The organism is Aestuariibaculum sp. YM273, assembly GCF_030908365.1.
Lineage (GTDB): Bacteria > Bacteroidota > Bacteroidia > Flavobacteriales > Flavobacteriaceae > Aestuariibaculum > Aestuariibaculum marinum.
In genome coordinates this window covers 2,617,209-2,637,023 of record NZ_CP133090.1, presented here as the reverse complement: position 1 = coordinate 2,637,023, position 19,815 = coordinate 2,617,209, and the positions used below count along the sequence as shown (strand labels likewise).

Annotated in this window: 12 protein-coding genes; 6 read left to right on the top strand and 6 right to left on the bottom strand. The window is 36.2% G+C overall.

Annotated features, from left to right (window positions below; genetic code table 11):
• Nucleotides 1-29 precede the first annotated feature (29 nt).
• Entirely contained in the window at nt 30-410 is a 381-nt protein-coding gene (locus RBH94_RS11345) for a RidA family protein (RefSeq protein WP_307880996.1), read from the top strand.
• A gap of 7 nt (nt 411-417) precedes the next feature.
• On the opposite strand, the gene RBH94_RS11340 is transcribed toward RBH94_RS11345, so the two are convergent.
• On the bottom strand, nt 418-1,833 hold the full coding sequence (locus RBH94_RS11340) for a hybrid sensor histidine kinase/response regulator (protein ID WP_307880995.1): 1,416 nt from the start codon (nt 1,831-1,833) through the stop codon (nt 418-420).
• Between the two features lie 135 nt (nt 1,834-1,968).
• Here RBH94_RS11340 and RBH94_RS11335 point away from each other — a divergent pair, with 135 nt between their 5' ends.
• The 5 genes from RBH94_RS11335 to RBH94_RS11315 all read left to right on the top strand — a co-directional run bounded on the left by RBH94_RS11335 (nt 1,969) and on the right by RBH94_RS11315 (nt 11,008).
• Nucleotides 1,969-3,009, top strand: a complete 1,041-nt coding sequence (locus tag RBH94_RS11335) for a GMP reductase (RefSeq protein ID WP_307880994.1) — start codon at nt 1,969-1,971, stop codon at nt 3,007-3,009.
• Nucleotides 3,010-3,033: 24 nt separating this feature from the next.
• The gene (locus RBH94_RS11330; protein WP_307880993.1) at nt 3,034-4,038 is read left to right on the top strand and encodes a sugar kinase; all 1,005 of its coding nucleotides are present in this window, start codon (nt 3,034-3,036) and stop codon (nt 4,036-4,038) included.
• A 172-nt stretch (nt 4,039-4,210) separates the two neighbouring features.
• Entirely contained in the window at nt 4,211-7,534 is a 3,324-nt protein-coding gene (locus RBH94_RS11325; RefSeq protein ID WP_307880991.1) for a DUF2126 domain-containing protein, read from the top strand.
• A 13-nt stretch (nt 7,535-7,547) separates the two neighbouring features.
• Complete coding sequence (locus RBH94_RS11320; RefSeq protein ID WP_307880990.1) at nt 7,548-10,103, top strand: circularly permuted type 2 ATP-grasp protein; 2,556 nt, start codon at nt 7,548-7,550, stop codon at nt 10,101-10,103.
• Between the two features lie 2 nt (nt 10,104-10,105).
• Nucleotides 10,106-11,008: a transglutaminase family protein gene (locus RBH94_RS11315; RefSeq protein WP_307880989.1), complete on the top strand. Its 903-nt coding sequence runs from the start codon at nt 10,106-10,108 to the stop codon at nt 11,006-11,008.
• On the opposite strand, the gene RBH94_RS11310 is transcribed toward RBH94_RS11315, so the two are convergent.
• From RBH94_RS11310 to RBH94_RS11290, 5 genes are all read right to left on the bottom strand, one after another.
• A complete protein-coding gene (locus RBH94_RS11310) occupies nt 11,005-12,225 on the bottom strand; it encodes an ATP-binding cassette domain-containing protein (protein ID WP_307880988.1) in 1,221 nt (406 codons plus the stop codon). The genes RBH94_RS11315 and RBH94_RS11310 overlap by 4 nt on opposite strands.
• 22 nt (nt 12,226-12,247) lie before the next feature.
• Nucleotides 12,248-13,111, bottom strand: coding sequence for an N-acetylglucosamine kinase (locus RBH94_RS11305; protein WP_307880987.1), 864 nt, complete (start codon nt 13,109-13,111; stop codon nt 12,248-12,250).
• Between the two features lie 90 nt (nt 13,112-13,201).
• Complete coding sequence (gene gap / locus RBH94_RS11300; RefSeq protein WP_188223787.1) at nt 13,202-14,203, bottom strand: type I glyceraldehyde-3-phosphate dehydrogenase; 1,002 nt, start codon at nt 14,201-14,203, stop codon at nt 13,202-13,204.
• A gap of 17 nt (nt 14,204-14,220) precedes the next feature.
• Nucleotides 14,221-15,207, bottom strand: a complete 987-nt coding sequence (gene pfkA, locus RBH94_RS11295) for a 6-phosphofructokinase (protein ID WP_188223786.1) — start codon at nt 15,205-15,207, stop codon at nt 14,221-14,223.
• A gap of 165 nt (nt 15,208-15,372) precedes the next feature.
• Nucleotides 15,373-19,758: a translocation/assembly module TamB domain-containing protein gene (locus tag RBH94_RS11290; protein WP_307880986.1), complete on the bottom strand. Its 4,386-nt coding sequence runs from the start codon at nt 19,756-19,758 to the stop codon at nt 15,373-15,375.
• Between the last annotated feature and the right edge of the window lie 57 nt (nt 19,759-19,815).

Genomic DNA, 19,815 nt, shown 5'->3' with positions numbered 1-19,815 from the left:
AAAATAGTATTTCTTAAAATATAAAAGACATGAAAAAAATAATTACAACCACAAAAGCTCCTGCACCAATTGGTCCATACAATCAGGCTGTTTTAAGCGGAAATACCCTTTATACTTCAGGACAAATTGCTTTAAATCCAGAAACAGGAGAATTGGTTTTAGATGATATTAAAATCGAAACCAAACAGGTTATGGAAAATCTTAAAGCCGTTTTAGAAGCTGCAGATATGACTTTTGAAAACGTTATTAAAGCCTCAATTTTCATTAGTGATATGGGCGAATTTGTAAACATTAACGACGTTTACGGAAGCTACTTTAATGAAGCAACGGCTCCCGCTCGTGAGACCGTACAGGTGGCGTGTTTACCTAAAAATGTAAATGTAGAAATTAGCGTGATTGCAGTTAAATAAGCTGTAATTAACTTACCTTTTTTTCAGCTAAAAGGTATTTAACCAGAATATCTTTTAGCTTATAAACATCTATTGGTTTTGATAAAAAAGCGTCTAAACCAAATGCTTTCACTTTCAACTTATCTTCTTTAAAATCACTTGCCGAAACAGCTATAATCGGTGTTTCGTTAGCTTTATATTTCTTAGTATTCTTTATTGCCTTTGTGGCCTCAAACCCATCTAGGTCGGGCATATATAAATCCATAAAAATCAAATCGAAATCCAGAATTTTATACAGTTCTACAGCTTCAACGCCATTTTTCGCAAATGTACAGTCGACACCTTGTTGCTCAAGTAAATATTTAAGCACACGACGATTCATACGGCTATCTTCTGCTACTAAAACATTTCGCTTTTTGGTTAACAAAGGCTTAAATGCTTTCGTATCAGCCTTAACATTTAAAGTCTTTTTAAGTTGTAAACTGAAATAAAACGTAGTGCCTTCGTTTTCCTGAGTTTCGATTTTCAACTCCCCTCCCATTAGTTTTACCAGCTTATGACAGGTAGACAACCCCAAGCCACCACCTCGATATTCTTTTCTTAAAACTGTAGACTCTTTTTTTGAAGTGTTAAAAATCTGTTTAACCATATCTGTTGGCATACCAACTCCAGTATCCTTCACGTAAAAGGTTACAATTTGTTCATCATCTATCGCTATGGTTTGATCAATAATAATGGAAATTTCACCTTTATTGGTGAACTTAATCGCATTATTTACAAGATTGATTAATACCTGTTGAATTCTTAAACTATCTCCTATTAAGGAAAACTTGGAATCCTCAGATTTTAAAAACTGATAATTGAATGTCAAGCCCTTTTCCCAGGCCTGATAATCGAATACTTTAAATAAACTGGCTAACTCGGCATTTAAGTTAAAAGCAACTTCATTTAAAACAATATCACTGCTATTAACTTCATAATTACTCGAAAACATATTAACCAGTTGATGCATATATTTCGATGAAATATTAGCAATTTCCAATTTCACATGTTGCGATTCATCCAGATCAGTCTTCTTTAACATATCCATCATCCCTAAAACTGTACTCAGTGGTGTTCTTAATTCGTAACTAATATTAGCTAAGTACTCAGCACTAAAATCGGCTTCTCTATTCGCTTGTGTTAACTTCTGCTTTAGGTCATCAATTAACACCATAGAGTGTTTACGCTTGGCTCTGTTTTTTAATTCATTTTTATGAAAATACTGAAGCAATAAAATCTGAATTACTACCATTCCAAACAATAGTAAAGCGATAGTCTTCACAAGAAGTTTCTGCTCTATGAAACAATATCCCAAAAAAATAACACCAGCAATAAACGCCAGTATAATCGAAGAAATTGCGGTTTTTAATCTTACCGGTTTTTTGCTTGGGACAAATCGCATTTAAAAAGTGTTTTAACAAACATATCCATAATTATACGAATTAACAAGTGTATTACAGGCATTTAAGTCTGTATAATTATTTTGTTTTTTTTAAATTTATAACAAGATACATTTCCTAACCCTAATCATCAAAATATGCGTATAGAATATGATATAAAACTTGGATTTAAAGATGTTATGATTCGCCCGAAACGTTCTACTTTAAAGAGCAGGTCGGAAGTTAGCTTAGAACGTGAATTCAAATTTTTGCACAGTCCGTTAGAGTGGACAGGTATCCCTATTATGGCAGCAAATATGGATACGGTGGGCACTTTTGAAATGGCGAAGGCGCTATCGGAAAAACAACTCTTTACAGCCATACACAAACATTATTCTATTTCAGACTGGAATGTATTTTCATCAAATTCTCCAGAAAACATCGAAAATTATATTGCTGTGAGTACAGGGATTAGCCAGCAGGATTCTGAGAAACTGGCTTCCATTTTTAAGTTTAATCCTTATCTAAAATTCATTTGTATTGATGTTGCGAATGGGTATTCTGAGCATTTTGCCGAATTCGTAAAGAAAACTCGCGAACAATACCCCGATAAAGTTATTATTGCCGGCAATGTAGTAACAGGCGAAATGGTTGAAGAACTTTTACTTTCTGGAGCCGATATTGTTAAAGTTGGTATTGGTCCGGGGTCGGTTTGTACAACTCGTATTAAAACCGGTGTTGGCTACCCGCAACTATCAGCTATAATAGAATGTGCCGATGCTGCTCATGGTTTAGGCGGACAAATTATAAGTGATGGTGGTTGTACTATTCCGGGTGATATCGCCAAAGCTTTTGGAGCTGGTGCCGATTTCGTTATGCTTGGTGGTATGCTGGCAGGACATACCGAAAGCGGTGGAGAATTAATTGAAAAAAACGGTAAACCTTACAGAAAATTCTATGGGATGAGTTCATCAACTGCTATGGAAAAACACGTGGGTGGCGTTGCCGAATACCGCGCCAGTGAAGGTAAAACAGTTGAAGTGCCTTATCGTGGAGATGTTGAAAATACCGTTCAGGATATTCTTGGCGGATTACGTAGTACCTGTACATATGTAGGCGCTCAACGCTTAAAAGAATTAACCAAACGAACCACATTTATTCGTGTAAACGAGCAGGAAAACAGAGTTTATACCGAATAACCAAAATAACAAACCACTAAACTAATGAAACAAATCATCACATTTGGAGAAGTATTAATGCGCTTATCTCCCGAAGGAAATAAGAAATTTATGCAGGCTAATTTACTTGAATTTTACTTTGGCGGCACAGAAGTTAACGTCGGTATTTCAATCGCTAATTTCGGAGAAAAGGTAAAACATATCAGCTGTGTTTCAGACGATTTTGTTGGAGACACAGCCATTTCATACATTCAAAAGTTTGGAGTTAGCACCTCGGCTATCGCCAGATCTGATCGTCCGCTTGGCGTTTATTTTCTGGAAGTTGGAGCTGTGATGCGCCCGAGTTCAATTTCCTACAATCGGTCGCATTCCTCATTCGCCGATATCCGACCTGAAATGGTAGACTGGGAAAATATTTTAAGAAAAGCCAAATGGATACACTGGACGGGCATTACACCAGCCCTAGGAAAAGGCGCTTACGATACTCTAAAAGCCGGACTGCTTTTAGCAAAAGAAAAAGGTATTCAGGTGTCTACCGATCCTACCTACCGAAAAGGTTTATGGAAATATGGTGAGAATCCAAAAGATGTGCTTACAGACCTAATCTCGCTTTCTACCATATTTATTGGTGGCGTTAATGAAATTAATGAAGTATTGGATACCAACTTTTCATATTCCAACGACGATTTCATAAAAGCATCGCAACAACTTATGCAACGCTTTCCTAACATTGAAAAAGTATTCGATAAAATAAGAACACCTATAAACGCATCGTGGCATAAAATCAGAGCCCGCATGTGGAACGGTAAAGAATTCCGGGAAACTACGGATTTTGACATCACCCACATTATTGATCGCATTGGTACCGGCGACGCTTTTGCTGCCGGACTTATTTACGGTTTACAGTCTTTCGATGATTGTAAAGCCATGGAATTTGCGAGTGCAGCCTGCGCTTTAAAACACACCTACGAAGGCGATGTTAATTATGCCACAGTAGACGAAGTTACAGCGATTTTAAACGGCGATGTTTCCGGTCGAGTAAACCGATAGCATTTGCAGATTTTATTTTGGTTTACCTCAAAAAATCAAGGTCAAAATTATTTACACAACAATTTAAATCACAGAAATTTAAGCATTTTACATTCTTAATCGTTTTTTAACACTCTCGGTCTTATTTAGTCAAAAAAACACTTAAATTGTATTACAATTTAATCGTAACTCTATGGCTTTAAAGATTGTAATCTCTCATAAAACAAAATACAAATACGACCGTCCAGTTTCCCTTTCTCCCCATATTTTTAGATTACGCCCTGCACCACACAGCAGGACCCCTATTGAATCTTACAGTATAAAAATTGAACCCAAAGAACAGTTTTTTAACTGGCAACAAGATCCGTTTGGAAACTATGTGGCTCGACTAGTATTTCCCGAGAAAACCAGAGAGCTTTCTGTAGATGTCGAAATTATTGCTGACTTGCAAACCATTAATCCGTTTGATTTTTTTGTTGAAGAGTACGCTGAAGAATACCCTTTTAAATACGACAAAACCGTTAAGAAAGAATTACTTCCTTATCTGGAAATAACCGATGATGGTCCGCTTTTAAAGAAGTTTCTCAAAACCATAGATTACTCACCAAGAAAAACCATTTTCTTTTTAATTGATCTAAACAGGAAAATTTACGAATACCTGAATTACAATATCCGTATGGAACCGGGAGTTCAGTCCTGCGAAGAGACCCTAAAACTCAAAAACGGATCTTGTCGAGATTACGCCTGGTTATTGGTACAGGCTCTGCGCCATTTAGGTTTTGGTGCGCGCTTTGTTTCCGGATATATTGTTCAACTTAAATCCGATGAAAAATCATTAGACGGTCCTTCAGGCCCTGAAGAAGATTTCACCGATTTACACGCATGGGCGGAAGTTTACATTCCCGGAGCCGGCTGGATTGGTTTCGATGCCACCTCTGGACTTTTAGCTGGCGAAGGACATATTCCTTTAGCCTGTACACCTTCATTTGAAAGTGCTGCACCGGTGGTTGGTATGACCGACAAATGTGAAACCGAATTTGAATTTGAAAACACCGTAACCCGTATTTTTGAGTCTCCACGTGTAACAAAACCCTATACTGAAGAGCAGTGGAATGCCATTTACAAATTAGGCCATAAAGTTGAAAAACAGCTTCAAAAAGGTGATGTTCGCTTGACCATGGGTGGCGAACCTACCTTTGTATCTATTGACGACATGGAAGCTCCTGAATGGAACACCGAAGCCGACGGTCCTCATAAACGAGAATTGGCAAAAAACCTATCTGCCAGACTTTACGATTCCTTTGCTAAAGGTGCTATTATTCATCAGGCACAAGGCAAATGGTATCCTGGCGAGCCTTTACCAAGATGGCAGATTGAAATCTGTTGGCGTAAAGACGGGAAGAAAATATGGAATAATAAAAAACTCTTTTCTATATTTTCAGAGAACACTAAAATCCCGAAAAATGCCGATAAATTGTTTTTACAAACTCTTACAAAACATTTAGGGGTAACTGACAAAACCATTATACCAACCTACGAGGATTCTTTCTATTTCTTGTGGCAGGAAAATCAGATGCCTTTAGATATTGACCCAACCAAGGAAGACGGTAATATGTTGGTTAAGGAAAAACTTCAGCAACTATTAAAAGACGGTACTTCTAAACCTACCGGATACGTTATTCCACTTAATAATACGGGTAACGAATGGTATACTTGTAACTGGGCTTTTAGAAGACAACACCTGTTTTTAATTCCTGGCAATTCACCTATTGGATTACGTTTACCACTGGACTCGTTATTAGTGAAGCCAAACGATGAAGAATTCCCCGTATACCAACCCGATAATTTCTCCAAAAAGAAAACTTTACCAAGTTTCCAGCGCATTGTTTCAAAGCGTATAAAAGAACTTGAGAAACATGGTATCCCAAAAAAGAAAACAAATTATTTTATAAGAACTGCGTTGTGCGCAGAAATTAGAGATGAAAAACTACACCTATTTTTACCGCCTCTAGATAGCATTGAAATCTTTTTAGATTTAATGGCTTCCATTGAAGCAACTGCAAAAGTCTTATCCATTCCAGTAGTTTTAGAAGGTTACGATGCGCCAAAAGATCATCGGTTAGATTCCTTAAAAGTAACGCCTGACCCTGGAGTTATTGAAGTTAATGTGCAACCCGTTAAAACCTGGGAAGAACTGTGTCACAACACTTTTACACTTTATGGTGAAGCAAAAAAATCACGACTTGGTACCGAAAAGTTCATGCTCGACGGTAAACATACGGGTACTGGTGGCGGTAATCATGTCACTTTGGGAGGCACCTCCCCAGCTGATAGTCCATTATTAAGAAAACCGAGTTTACTAAGAAGCCTATTGACATTCTGGCAACACCACCCTGGATTATCATATCTATTCTCTGGGGCCTTTATAGGAGCAACCAGTCAGGCTCCCCGCATTGATGAAGCACGTATGGAAAATTTGTACGAACTGGAGATTGCGTTCAGCCAGATTCCAAAAGGTGGCGATGTTCCGTTCTGGTTAACCGATCGGTTATTTCGCCATTTATTAACAGATTTAACGGGGAATACCCACCGCGCAGAATTCTGTATCGATAAATTATATTCTCCAGACTCGTCGTCTGGTCGTTTAGGTATTTTAGAGCTCCGTGCTTTCGATATGCCGCCGCACCCGCAAATGAGTTTAATGCAAAACTTACTGGTTAGAACCTTAGTGGCCTGGTTCTGGAAGAAACCTTACGAACACAATTTAGTACGCTGGGGTACAGAATTACATGACAAATTTTTAATTGAACACTTTGTTCGCGAAGACATTAAAGACATCGTTAATCAACTAAATCGTGCCGGATATGCGTTTAAGGAAGACTGGTTTAATCCATTTTTCGAATTCAGATTCCCACTACATGGCATGGTTGAAATCAATAACATTCATTTAGAATTACGTGCTGGAATTGAACCCTGGAATGTTTTAGGAGAAGAAGCTACAGGTCAAGGTACGGCGCGTTACGTCGATTCATCTGTAGAGCGCCTTCAGGTAAAAGTAAACAACTTTAACAACGACCGTTATGTTTTAACCTGTAATGGCATAAAGGTTGATTTAAAAAGTACATCAAAAAAGGAAGAATATGTTGCAGGTGTACGTTATAAGGCCTGGAACCCTTACTCGGCATTGCATCCTACTATTGGTGTGGATACACCTTTAGTCTTCGACATTGTTGATACCTGGAACAGAAGGTCTATTGGGGGGTGCACTTATTTTGTTGCACATCCTGGTGGACGCTCATACGATGCCTATCCGGTAAATAGTTTTGAAGCTGAATCGAGACGCATCAGTCGTTTTTGGGAATTCGGGCATACCCAAGGCGAAGTTGAAAACATTTCGCAGGAAAAAGACAAATCAACCAAACGCGTTCAAGAGAAAGAAAGTTCAAAAAAATTCAGTTTTAAGGTGTTACCCACTAATTTAGAATTTCCAAATACCTTAGATTTGCGAAAGAAATAAACTAAACTAATTCATGACCACAGATTTAAACATACTATTTCAGAATTATTTTTCGAAAGAGAAAAATTATGATGAAGCCTTAAAATCTGATATGTCCATAAATCCAAATTGGGAAAAGTTACTGAGTAATATTTCCGAAATGGATATAAATACATTAACCGTAAAACAAGATGAAATTAACTGGTTAATGGATGAAAACGGTGTAACTTATAATGTATACAACGATCCGCAAGGTATGCAACGTACCTGGGATTTAAACATCATTCCATTCCTTATAAACCAAGAGGAATGGCGCACCATTGAAAAAGGCATTAAACAACGTGCCGAACTTTTAAACTTAGTTTTAAAAGATATTTACGGAAAACGAGATCTTATAAAAAAGGGAATTATTCCTCCTGAAGTCATTTTTGCACATCGCGGTTTTTTAAGACAATGTGACCAGATTCAATATAAAGCAGCTAAAAACATTTTAATCTATTCGTCTGATTTAGCGCGTGGTCCAGATGGACGTATGTGGGTTGTTAACGACAGAACACAAGCGCCCTCAGGAATGGGCTACGCCTTAGAAAACAGGTATTCTATGAATCGGGTTTTACCTGATTTATTTAAAGGTATTAATGTAAAACAGCCTTCTGGATTCTTTTATGATTTTAATCAGATGCTTATTGAGGCAGCCCCTCAAAACAAAGAAAATCCCAGCATTGTTATTTTAACGCCAGGTCCTTTAAACGAAACTTATTTTGAACATGCATACATGTCTTCTTTTTTAGGTTACCCTCTAGTTAATGGCAACGACTTGGTTGTTAGAAATGGGAAAGTGTATTTAAAAACACTAAAAGAACTTAAGCAAGTAGATGTTATTTACCGTCGTGTTGACGATGTATTTATGGATCCTTTGGAGTTACGAGAAGACTCCTATCTGGGGGTTACCGGTTTACTGGATGTTGTACGCAATCAAAATGTGGCTATTGTAAACCCTATTGGAAGCGGCGTTTTAGAAAATTCTGGTTTAATTCCGTTTATGAATGCTATTTGTAATTATTTCTTCGATGAAGATTTAATACTTCCACAAATAGCTTCCTGGTGGTGCGGACAGGAAAAAGAACGTGACTATGTCTTTAAAAACATAAAAAATCTAGTGGTTAAACGCATTGACCGTTCCAACCGCGAAAGCTTATTTTTCTGTGAATTTCTTGACACCAAAGCCCTTGAACAACTCAAAAAGGATATTTCCGCTAATCCTTATCGCTATGTAGCACAGGAGAAAATTACGTTTTCGACTTCTCCCGATTTTGTAAATAATCATTTAGAAGCTCGAAAAATTATGTGTCGCACCTTTGCCATTTCAAAAAAGGAAGGTTATAAAGTTATGCCAGGAGGTTTAGTGAGAGTAGCTCCTGAGCGCGAAAACCTATTTGTATCAAATCAACGCGGTGGCATGAGTAAAGATTTATGGGTCTTATCAGATGAAATTCAAAGTAACATCAAACATTACGCCTGGGATGACACCTGTAAAATTTCAATCTCCGATATTAATGATTTGCCTAGTAATACTGCTGAAAACTTATTTTGGTCGGGACGCTATTTAGGGCGTGCATTGGTTACTGCCCGGTATATCAGGATGGTACTTAATAAAATGACCAATGAGCAATATAACGCTTCTAACAGCAATTCTGAAAGTTTAAAATACTTGTTACAATCGTTAACTAACATAACCTCTACATTCCCCGGTTTTGTTGGAAAGCATAGTGATGTATTATTAGAAAACCCGCTACCCGAAATCATTTCTCTGATTTTTGATAAACAACGTATGGGTAGTTTAGCTCAAACCTTAACCAGCTTCAACAACTCTTACTATTCGTTGCGTAACCTTTGGTCTAAAGATATGTGGCGCGTGTTTGATACCATCAAAAAATTATGGAGAAAGTTTGAATTAGCAGATGAATATACCATACCTGCACTTACAAAATTACTTGACCGCACCATTACACGATTAATTGCGTTTATGGGCTTAATAGAAGAAAGCATTCTGGTACAGCAAGGGTTATTACTCTATTTTATAGGTTTACAAACCGAACAAGCCTTGATGCAAGTTTCTAAATTCAGATCTTTAATGGTATTTAACTACGATGAACGCCTGCAATATGACATCCTGGAATCTTTATTAACCAGTGATGAAAGTCTAAATATTTACCGTTATAGTTATCGATCGTATTTAAGTCTTGAGAACGTTATTCATTTAACACTACTTGATAAGGAATATCCAAAATCCCTGACATACAGACTTAAACGTATTCAAAAAGATGTTGACCGCTTACCTCACTCAGAATTAATTGGGTTTTACACCGAATGTCAAAAGCTAATTGCTACGGCAAACAATAAGATACAAAGTCTAAAAATTGTAGATTTAATGGCCTTAAACGAAGACCAAACTCTTCGAGAAAAACTAGACGAAGAACTATCCGATTTAAGTGATTTGCTACATGAAACTTCTTTAGCGATTTCCAGTACGTATTTTAATCACTCATACAAACAAACGCAATTGGTTAACCAAAATTTCCCATTATAATTATGGTATTTCAAGTTTCACATACTACCAGTTACGATTACGAAAGTGATGTTACATTTTGTCACAACATCGCCACACTCAAACCAAAAACGTTAGCAGGACAAACGCTATTGGATTATAAACTGGAAATCACACCAACACCTTCTGAAATAACGGAGCGCATAGATTTCTTTGGTAATTACATTACTCGGTTTTCACTACAAAAAGAGCATAAGAAACTAAAAGTTACGGCTACCAGTAAAGTGTTACGAAACTTTAATGACCAACCGGATATAACCGCATCGGAAAAAGGAAAAAACATAACACTCAATGAAGCCTTAAAGGCTCTAAAAAGTAACGACGAACATATTATTGATGCCCGTCAATATATTCTAGAATCTATTTTAATTGCTAAAATAACTCCTGAAATTAAGGCTTACGCTGAAATATCCTTTAAACCAAACCGGTCGATATTTGATGCTGCGGTAGAACTCATGCAACGCATATATACTGAATTTGATTTCGACCCAACATTTTCCAATGTAGCAACCCCCATACATGAAGTGATTAAAGCCAAAAAAGGTGTCTGTCAGGATTTTGCTCAAATTGCTATTGCCTGTGTGCGTTCGGTTGGTTTGCCGGCACGATACATTAGTGGGTATATAGAAACTTTACCTCCGCCTGGAAAAGAAAAATTAATAGGAACTGATGCTTCACATGCCTGGTTCTCCTTATACATCCCGGGGTTTGGCTGGGTTGATTTTGACCCTACTAACAATCAAATCCCAAAAAACCAGCACATTATTGTGGCCTGGGGACGTGATTACTATGATGTACCACCGTTAAAAGGCGTTATTTATAGCACTGGAAAAAATAAAATGAATGTCGCTGTAGATATCAGACCTTTTGAAGACGTCAACACTTAATCAATTACTTGACCAATAGACCCTGTTTCATGAGGTGTTAATTGATAAACCAAATCTGGATTTAGACCAGCTTCTTTTCGATGTGACACATATAAAATAGCTGTTTCGGTTTCCGATGCTATTTTATTTATAAGTTGCGTAAACAGTCTCACATCAGTATCATCTAAGCCATTAGTCGGTTCGTCTAAAATTAATAAAGGCGGATGCTTTACCATAGCACGAGCTATTAAAACCAAACTTTGATACCCTCTAGACAAGGATAAAAAGTCTTGTTTTCTAATATCGAACATCTTTAAAACACGTAACCAATGCTGAGCAATTTTAATCTGTTCGTTTGTGGGCGTTTTATACAACCCAATGGTATCAAAAAAACCAGAAACAACCATATTTCCAATAGAATCCAGACGCGTAAAACCACGTAACATATCAGAAGAAAAATAACCAATGTTCTGTTTAATCTCCCAAACACTCTCTCCACTTCCCTTCTTTACGCCAAACAATACAATATCCTGACCGAAGGCTTTTGGGTTATCTCCAAAAATCATACTTAAAATAGTACTCTTCCCAGAACCGTTTGGTCCCATTAACTGCCAGAATTCCCCCTTCCTAATTTCCCAATTGATATTATTTAAAATAGGACGATCTCTATAATCTACTGATACATTGGTAAATTTTACTATCGGATTAATGTTCTCTGAAATTGGTCGATAAGCTTTAGGTAATTCTACAACAAAAGCCTCATTTTTAATTTCAGTATCTCCTTCCTTTTTAAACTCAATAAGCTCATTTTCTTCTAAATGATACACCTGATTGATGAACGATAAAATATCATCCTGACGCTTGGTTATTTGTAAAATTCGAACCCGGTCACTCAACTCATTTAAGGTTTGCGTTATTTGAGATTGCGCTTCAATATCTAAATTCCCGAAAACGTTATCTACAATAATAGCTTCAGAATTCTGAGATATAATATGGTTTAAAAGTGCTTTTTTTCGCTCCCCCTGCGAGGACTTCTCCAAAGAATTTCCTGTGGGAGTAACCACATTGCACGTCCCATGGATGCGTTCTTCCTGAATTAATTTATTAATCGTTATTTCAGAAAAAAGCGCCGCTTTAGGTTTTGAAAAATCACTTAATACAATTCCTCTTTGAATACGCTCAATAAAATCCTGTTTATGATCTTTATTAGAGATATAAACTGCAATATGCTTATTCAAAAGGTCTTTAGTTTTAGAAGTTTTACTTTAAATTTTTAACATGAAAATCTACCAAACCTTCAATTGGTCTCCGCTCAAAGTTCCCCACTGTAAAGCCCATTTCTTTGGCAACCTGCTTAATTTCATCTTGAGCAAAATAAGCTATTGAACCTGCAAAATGAACTGGTACGGTTTTCAATTCTTCAGCATACTGGAAAATCATGGTGTCGGCAAACAAACGAATTCCTTTCTTAATTAATTCCACACAGTATTCTGAATCTTTATTCAAGAACATAAACTCAGCGAAATGCGCCAGATAAGCATTCGGGTTTGGCTTTTTGTACATATTGTACTTAATATAGTCTGTATCCATATTGTATTTGCTTTCAAAAGCAACATGGATATTTTCAGGCATTTTGTTGAAGTAATAATCACGGATTAATTGGCGCCCATAGTAATTCCCTGAAGCGTCGTCCATAATAGAATACCCTAACGAATTAACACGTTGATGCAACATTTTACCATCGTAATAACTACAATTAGATCCTGTACCTAAAATACATACTACCGCAGCTTCGGTATCGGTATTAATTGTAGAAAACACAGCAGCCATAGTATCTTCGTGTACGTGCACATCTGCATTTACAAATACTTCCTGTAAAACGCCTTTAACTACATTTTGTGGTTTTTCGGTTCCACAACCTGCTCCATAGAAAAACACGTGAGACACAATCTTTCTATTAGCTTTTAAGTCCTCATGACCTTTAATAATCTTCTTTATTTTCTTATCGGATATAATTTCTGGATTAAGCCCCTTTGTGCGCATCTTTTCCAGCATTTTATTTCCATTTCTATCTACTGCTATCCAATCTGACTTCGTAGAGCCACTATCAACAATTAAAATCATGAGTTTTTAAATAAAAAACTCCACAGACCGTTGTTCTTTTAATACAATAACCTGTGGAGTTGTTAATACTATTACAATATACTTGTTAAATTATATTTTGCTTATGTGTTGAGCAAGGTCAATTAATTTAGTTGAATAACCAAATTCGTTATCGTACCAAGATACTAATTTAAAGAAATTATCATTTAAAGCAATACTTGCTTCTGCATCGAAGATACTTGTCATTGACTCAGATACGAAATCCTGAGAAACAACAGCTTCTTCAGTATATCCTAACACACCTTTTAATGGTCCGTCTGCTGCTGCTTTTAAAGCTGCTTTTACTTCGTCCCAAGATGCTGCTTTTTCAGTTCTTACTGTTAAATCTACTACAGAAACGTCTGGAGTTGGAACACGGAATGCCATACCAGTTAATTTTCCGTTTAATTCAGGAATTACTTTACCTACAGCTTTAGCTGCTCCAGTAGAAGAAGGAATGATATTAGCTAATGCACTACGACCACCTCTCCAGTCTTTTCTTGAAGGCCCATCAACAGTCATTTGTGTAGCAGTAGTTGCGTGTACAGTAGTCATTAAACCTTCTACAATTCCAAAGTTATCGTTGATTACTTTAGCGATAGGTGCTAAACAGTTTGTTGTACAAGACGCGTTAGATACGATAGTATCGGCTGCAGTAATTTTATCGTGGTTTACACCCATTACAAACATTGGTGCATCTGCAGATGGTGCAGAAATAGCTACTTTCTTAGCTCCAGCAGTAATGTGCGCCTGAGCTTTATCTAGAGTTGTAAAGATACCGGTACAATCTAAAACAACCTCAGCACCTACAGCATCCCATTTTAAATCTTCTGGGTTACGCTCTGCTGTAATTCTGATTTCGTTTCCGTTTACTACTAAGTTACCGTTTACGATATCAACGGTTCCATTAAATCTACCGTGTACAGAATCATACTTTAATAAGTAAGCTAAGTGCTCTACATCTAATAAATCGTTAATACCAACTATTTCTACATCTGGTCTTGCAGCTGCTACTCTAAAGGCTATTCTACCTATTCTTCCAAATCCGTTGATTCCTAATTTTAATTTTGACATAATCTTTGTTATAAATGTTAAGTGCTCATGATATCTGAAACACGCAATAATTCTAAATTTATTTTTGTTTTACCCTTAATGGCTTTTTCTATTGGAGTTAATTCCATTTTTCCGTTTAGTAAGCCAACCATATAATTGGTTTCTCCTTTTAATAGGGACTCTACAGCCTTTACTCCCATTCTACTTGCAAGCACACGATCGAAACACGATGGTGCACCTCCACGCTGCATATGACCTAACACAGAAACTCTAACATCGTAACCTTCCATGTTTTGATCGACGTAGTCTTTAAGTTCGAAAATATTCTTTCCTATTTTATCACCTTCTGCTACAACTACGATACTTGAAGACTTTCCGGATTTTCTACTTTTGTTTAACGATTCTACTAAACGATCTAAACCTAAGTTTTCTTCTGGAATTAAAATTTCTTCGGCTCCACCAGCTATCCCCGTATTTAATGCGATATGACCTACATCACGTCCCATAACCTCAATAAAAAATAATCGGTTATGTGAACTCGCAGTATCACGAATTTTATCAATCGCATCCACTACAGTATTTAAAGCAGTATCAAAACCTAAAGTATGTGTGGTTCCGTAAATATCGTTATCAATTGTACCTGGAATTCCCATTACAGGAAACCCGAACTCCTGATTGAAAATCATAGCTCCGGTAAACGATCCGTCTCCACCAATAACCACTAAACCATCAGCTTCTACATCAAGAAGTTTTTGATAAGCTTCTTTTCTACCTTCCTCTGTTCTAAAACGGTTAGATCGTGCAGATTTTAAGAATGTTCCTCCTTTATTAATAATGCCTTTCACACTACGCGCTGTAAGTTCTTCGAAATCGCCATCAATTAAACCTTCATAGCCTCGAAAAACTCCTAAGCATTGTATATTATGGTAAGAGCAAGTTCTAACAACTGAACGAATGGCTGCATTCATTCCCGGAGAATCTCCTCCAGAGGTCAAAACTGCTAGTTTCTTTATTTTATTTGACATAAATTGATTAGTATATGAGAGTAAAATTAGTAAAGAAAAACCATATATCTATGGCATTTATTGCATTTTAATGAGCCTTTTAAAACTATAACGTTTTAGTTAATAAAAAAAACAAATTATAGCTGAAAAATTATGATTTCCGAAATGTAAAGGGGTGATTTATTTCTACTTAGAACTTTTTACGCTAATAAATTCAGGAATTGCACTCTCTTCCTCTTTTTCTGTTTTTTCGATAAGCACAGGATCTGGTTTTTCAGATTTTTTAAATAAACTTTGAATCAACTCTTTGAAGGTATCGAAATCGACATTATATGAAACCCCTATACCTTGAGTATAACCAATAGCTTCACCAAAATTCCGAATACTATTTTCTCGATTAAATACGGTTGCTGTTAAAGTTCCGTCTTCGTTTAGCAGAAAATCAATTTCAACATCTCCCGCAATAACGGTTTCAGTTGCTCCGGCACCTCCAACCGGCACCCCTACTTTACCATTAATTAGCACGCGATCTGTAATTTTTGTTTGCAGGGTTACCCCAAAACGGTCTCCAGTTTGGTAATCTGGTCTATTAGCTCCTGCTTCATAATTTAACCCCACATTTAACTTACTATCGCCTGAAGTAAAGATACCATTAATGATACCATTAAGTCTGTCGGCAATGGTTCCTGAGAAATTAAGTTCACTAAGGCCTCTGGAGAACGACCCTGTAGAAATTAAATATAGCGCCTGATTTTGACGATCATCGGGAGATTCTAGACTATATTGAAGCTCAGATTTAATGGTTGAATTTACATTAGGGAACTTAAAACTAAACTCTGGTGTAGGCTGCTCGAGATCTCCTGTTAAATCGATATAAAGTTCAACAGGTATACTCCTATTAATTGGATTTTCCAGTAAAGGCGACGGATTGGTCTGCTCTTTCAGTACCGCCTGCATATTAATTTGTGCTTTTAAAGGGTCGCCTTCCCAAGCGATAGTTCCTCCGGGCTGAACATTAAACTCCTTTTGAATTAATCCGCCGTAGGCGAAATTATAAACCCCTTCGAATACTGAGAAATCTCCCCACATATTGAATTTACCGTTCGTATTGATTTCTACAAGTAAACCACCACTACCGCGCCCCTTAAGCGAATGCCCTGAGTTTTTATCAATAATTATCTCTAACTCGGCATCTTGAGTAACATCCAGATCAAAATCTAATTCTAATCCCTGTATTTCATTAAATATGATTTCTTTACCACTACGGCGCGCTTCTTTTTCTTCTTTGGTAATAAAATGAATATAGGTATTATCTCCAAAAGATTCGGTGTCGCTTAACGGAATTTTAAAAATCGTTCCGGGTTTGGTTTCTCCCTGAACACTAATTATTAACTGCTCAGTTGGGCCTTTTAAAGAGGCATAACCACTCATAAATGCCGTGCCGTAGTACAAGGCATCTTCTTTTTCTTTTGTATCTAAAACTAAAAGATTCGGTGTAATTATTTCTAAATCGAGATTCCAATTTGAAAAATTAACGTGACTCACCGATCCGTTTAACTGCCCTTTTGAATTGTACTTACTGTCAGTAATCGGAATTTTATTAAATGTAAAGGTTTGATCAGTTAAAGACACCGATGCGTTTTGTGCAAAATCATAATCTACATTTAAATACGGAATACCTAAACCGGCATTATTTAAGTTTAAATCACCATTTATATCTGGTTTATTTAAATTGCCAACAACGTGTACTACCCCGGTTGCTAAACCTCGAATATCAGACAACACATCTTGAAGTAATGGATTTAACGGCTTTAAATTAAATTCGTTAAATTCCAAATTCACATCAATGCTCGACTCATTTCCTAGAGCATTGATATCACCAACCGCTCTAAAGGATTTTTTCTCGTCGTCTTTAATAGATATGTCGACGTTGTAATTGGTAAGATTTTCATTTCCGGTAATGGAAGCATCAAACGAACCTAAATCGAAACGATTTACTTTAAAATCTTGAATAACCACTGTTGAATTCGGCAAATAACTTCCGTTTTGCTGTAAAATATCCAGCTTACCATTAACATGTCCCTCTAAAGACAAACTATCAATATCCGGAACAATTTTAGACAGGCTCACATTTTTAAAATCGAGTTTTATATCCTTTTGCGTTGAGTCTTTAACAAAGCCAGAGAGCCTGACTTGTTCATCGCCATGTGTAACCACGAATTTATTGATATCGAAAGTAGAAACTTCCTTATCAAAAGACACTTTATTATTCTGATCATTATTCTCGTTAATATACCAGGTGTAATCTTTTATGGTGAAATCTGACTTTTTAAAACCAACTACCGATTTATTTTCTTCATTTATAGTGTGGTAAAAACTCAGATTAAAAATGTCCTTATTACGCTTTCCACCCTGAAACTCTGTTCGCATAAAAAGCGTGTCATTAACGGTTACATTAATCAAACTAAATTTAGATACATCGTAATATTTGGTATTTAAACTGTCGGCTTCAACATACGTATTAAAAAGCGGGTTACTATTATCAACCTGAAGTTCAATATTATTAACAAAATAGTCGAGTAATTTAATTTCCGGAGACTTAAATGTCAACCTAAACTGACTCTCATCACTCTCCACCCTTCCGCGAATAAAGGTATTTTTTCCTAATTCTACCTCCGGATAAAACACCTCAATAATTTTATTATAAATTTTAAAATTAAAGTCTATGCTTTGGTCTATGGATACTTTATAGGGTTCGTAATTCGTATAAATGTACCCCAGTGAATTTTGAAACAATTTCTTTAAATCTCTAAAACGGAAGCTTCCTTTTAATTCTCCTTCTACAATATCGGGTGAATTAATACCAATGTAACGCATGTTATTTTCAAACCGCGAAAAGATTTCAAATTTATCGAAGGTGTAAGTATCATTCTGATTTTTATACGATGTATTCTCGAATACCACTCTACCATATGCATCGTCATAACCGCTGGCATTCATATTCATTTTAACATCGCTTCTAAAAATAGAAATGCTGTCCTTTTTAACGAAATTCAATACATTTAAATTGGCGTAGCTGACATTCGCAACAAAATCGTACTTGCTTACAGCATCAGAGAAATCGACCAACCCCAGAAAATTCATTTTTAAATTTCTATCGGTTGAAATCAGGTTACCATCAAAAATCTTATTTCTTACATTACCGGCAACTTTAACCCCTTTGTAATTATAACCATTATACATCATTTCATACACATCTCCCTTCACTTGTGTATTAATGGTTTCTGTAACAAACCCTTTTCCTTTTACATCAAAATTTAGAGACGCTTCACCAACATCTGGTGATTCTAAAAATGTACCAAAATCGAACTTTTCAAAAATAACATTCCCCTTATAAGAAGCGTTATCAATATCGTTGATAGTTGTAATTTCCAGATCGGAATCCACCATACCTAAATCGGTATCAATCTTAACATCTGCTATAACTGTTGAAGCCGTTACTTGCGTATTTCCTGTAATTTTGAATTGCCCCAATCGGTCTAATGACGATGGCAGCGAAGCCCCTAAAACATTTGGAAGTAAAAATTTTAAATCGCTGTATGTCGAGGTTAAGTTAGAAAGATAGGCATTCATTGAAAAATCTCCTACTTCCTTACTGAATAAATTCTTAAAATTAATATTTCCATAAACTCTGGTGTTTCTATTGGTACGAAGTCTTAAATTTTTAGTCTGTAAATCGTTTAAAGTCCCAGATAAATCGACACTAAAATTAGCTTCCTGGCCTTTACCAAATTCATCATAAAATGTATTAAGTTCATCTAATAATACCGAAGAATCTTCAAAACTAGCAGTCACTAACACCTTATCTGTAAAATACTGTAAATCTTCACGCAAATACTCGAATTTTAAATCGCCCTTTAATCGTGAATTCGGGGTCTTTATATCAAGGTTTGCGAAGGTCATATCAGTTAAGGTGTAAGCAAAATTGGTAGTTAAATTTTTCACTGTAACACCTCGACTATCTTCAAAATTCAACGTATTTATTCGGGCACTTACATCACTTCCGTTTATTAGAAAATTAGTGGCATTGATATTTAAATTATAAAATTCTAGAACTTTTGTGTTTTCATTATTTTCATTTAGCAACCTAAACACCCCGTCATAAATAGACACATCGCTGGAGGACATTAAAAAACTACTCTTTTCTGTTCTGGGGTTATCGTCTTCAAACCTCTTAACAAAAACATCTAAATTGGTTTCCGTGGCATCTTTATAGGTCACAATATTAAAGACTAAACCCTCCAGATCAATATCACCAAAGGCCAGTTGACCATTTATAGCATTTCTCACACTTATTATGGAGGTGTTTAATTCTGAAACACTAATTAAAGTATCCTGCTTATAATCCTGTATATAAATATCTTTCAACTCAATATCGCCATTGAGTTGCATACTAACCCGATCGATATTTATATTCGTCTTAAACTCATTATTAAGCTTTTTTGTTGCATAATTACCCAGCTGAGTTTGCACAAAAGGAATGGTTAGCACCAAAACCAAAATGATGAACATAAGCACAAATAGTGCTAAAAGTTTTAGTATTATTTTGAGGACTTTCCTGATATGTAG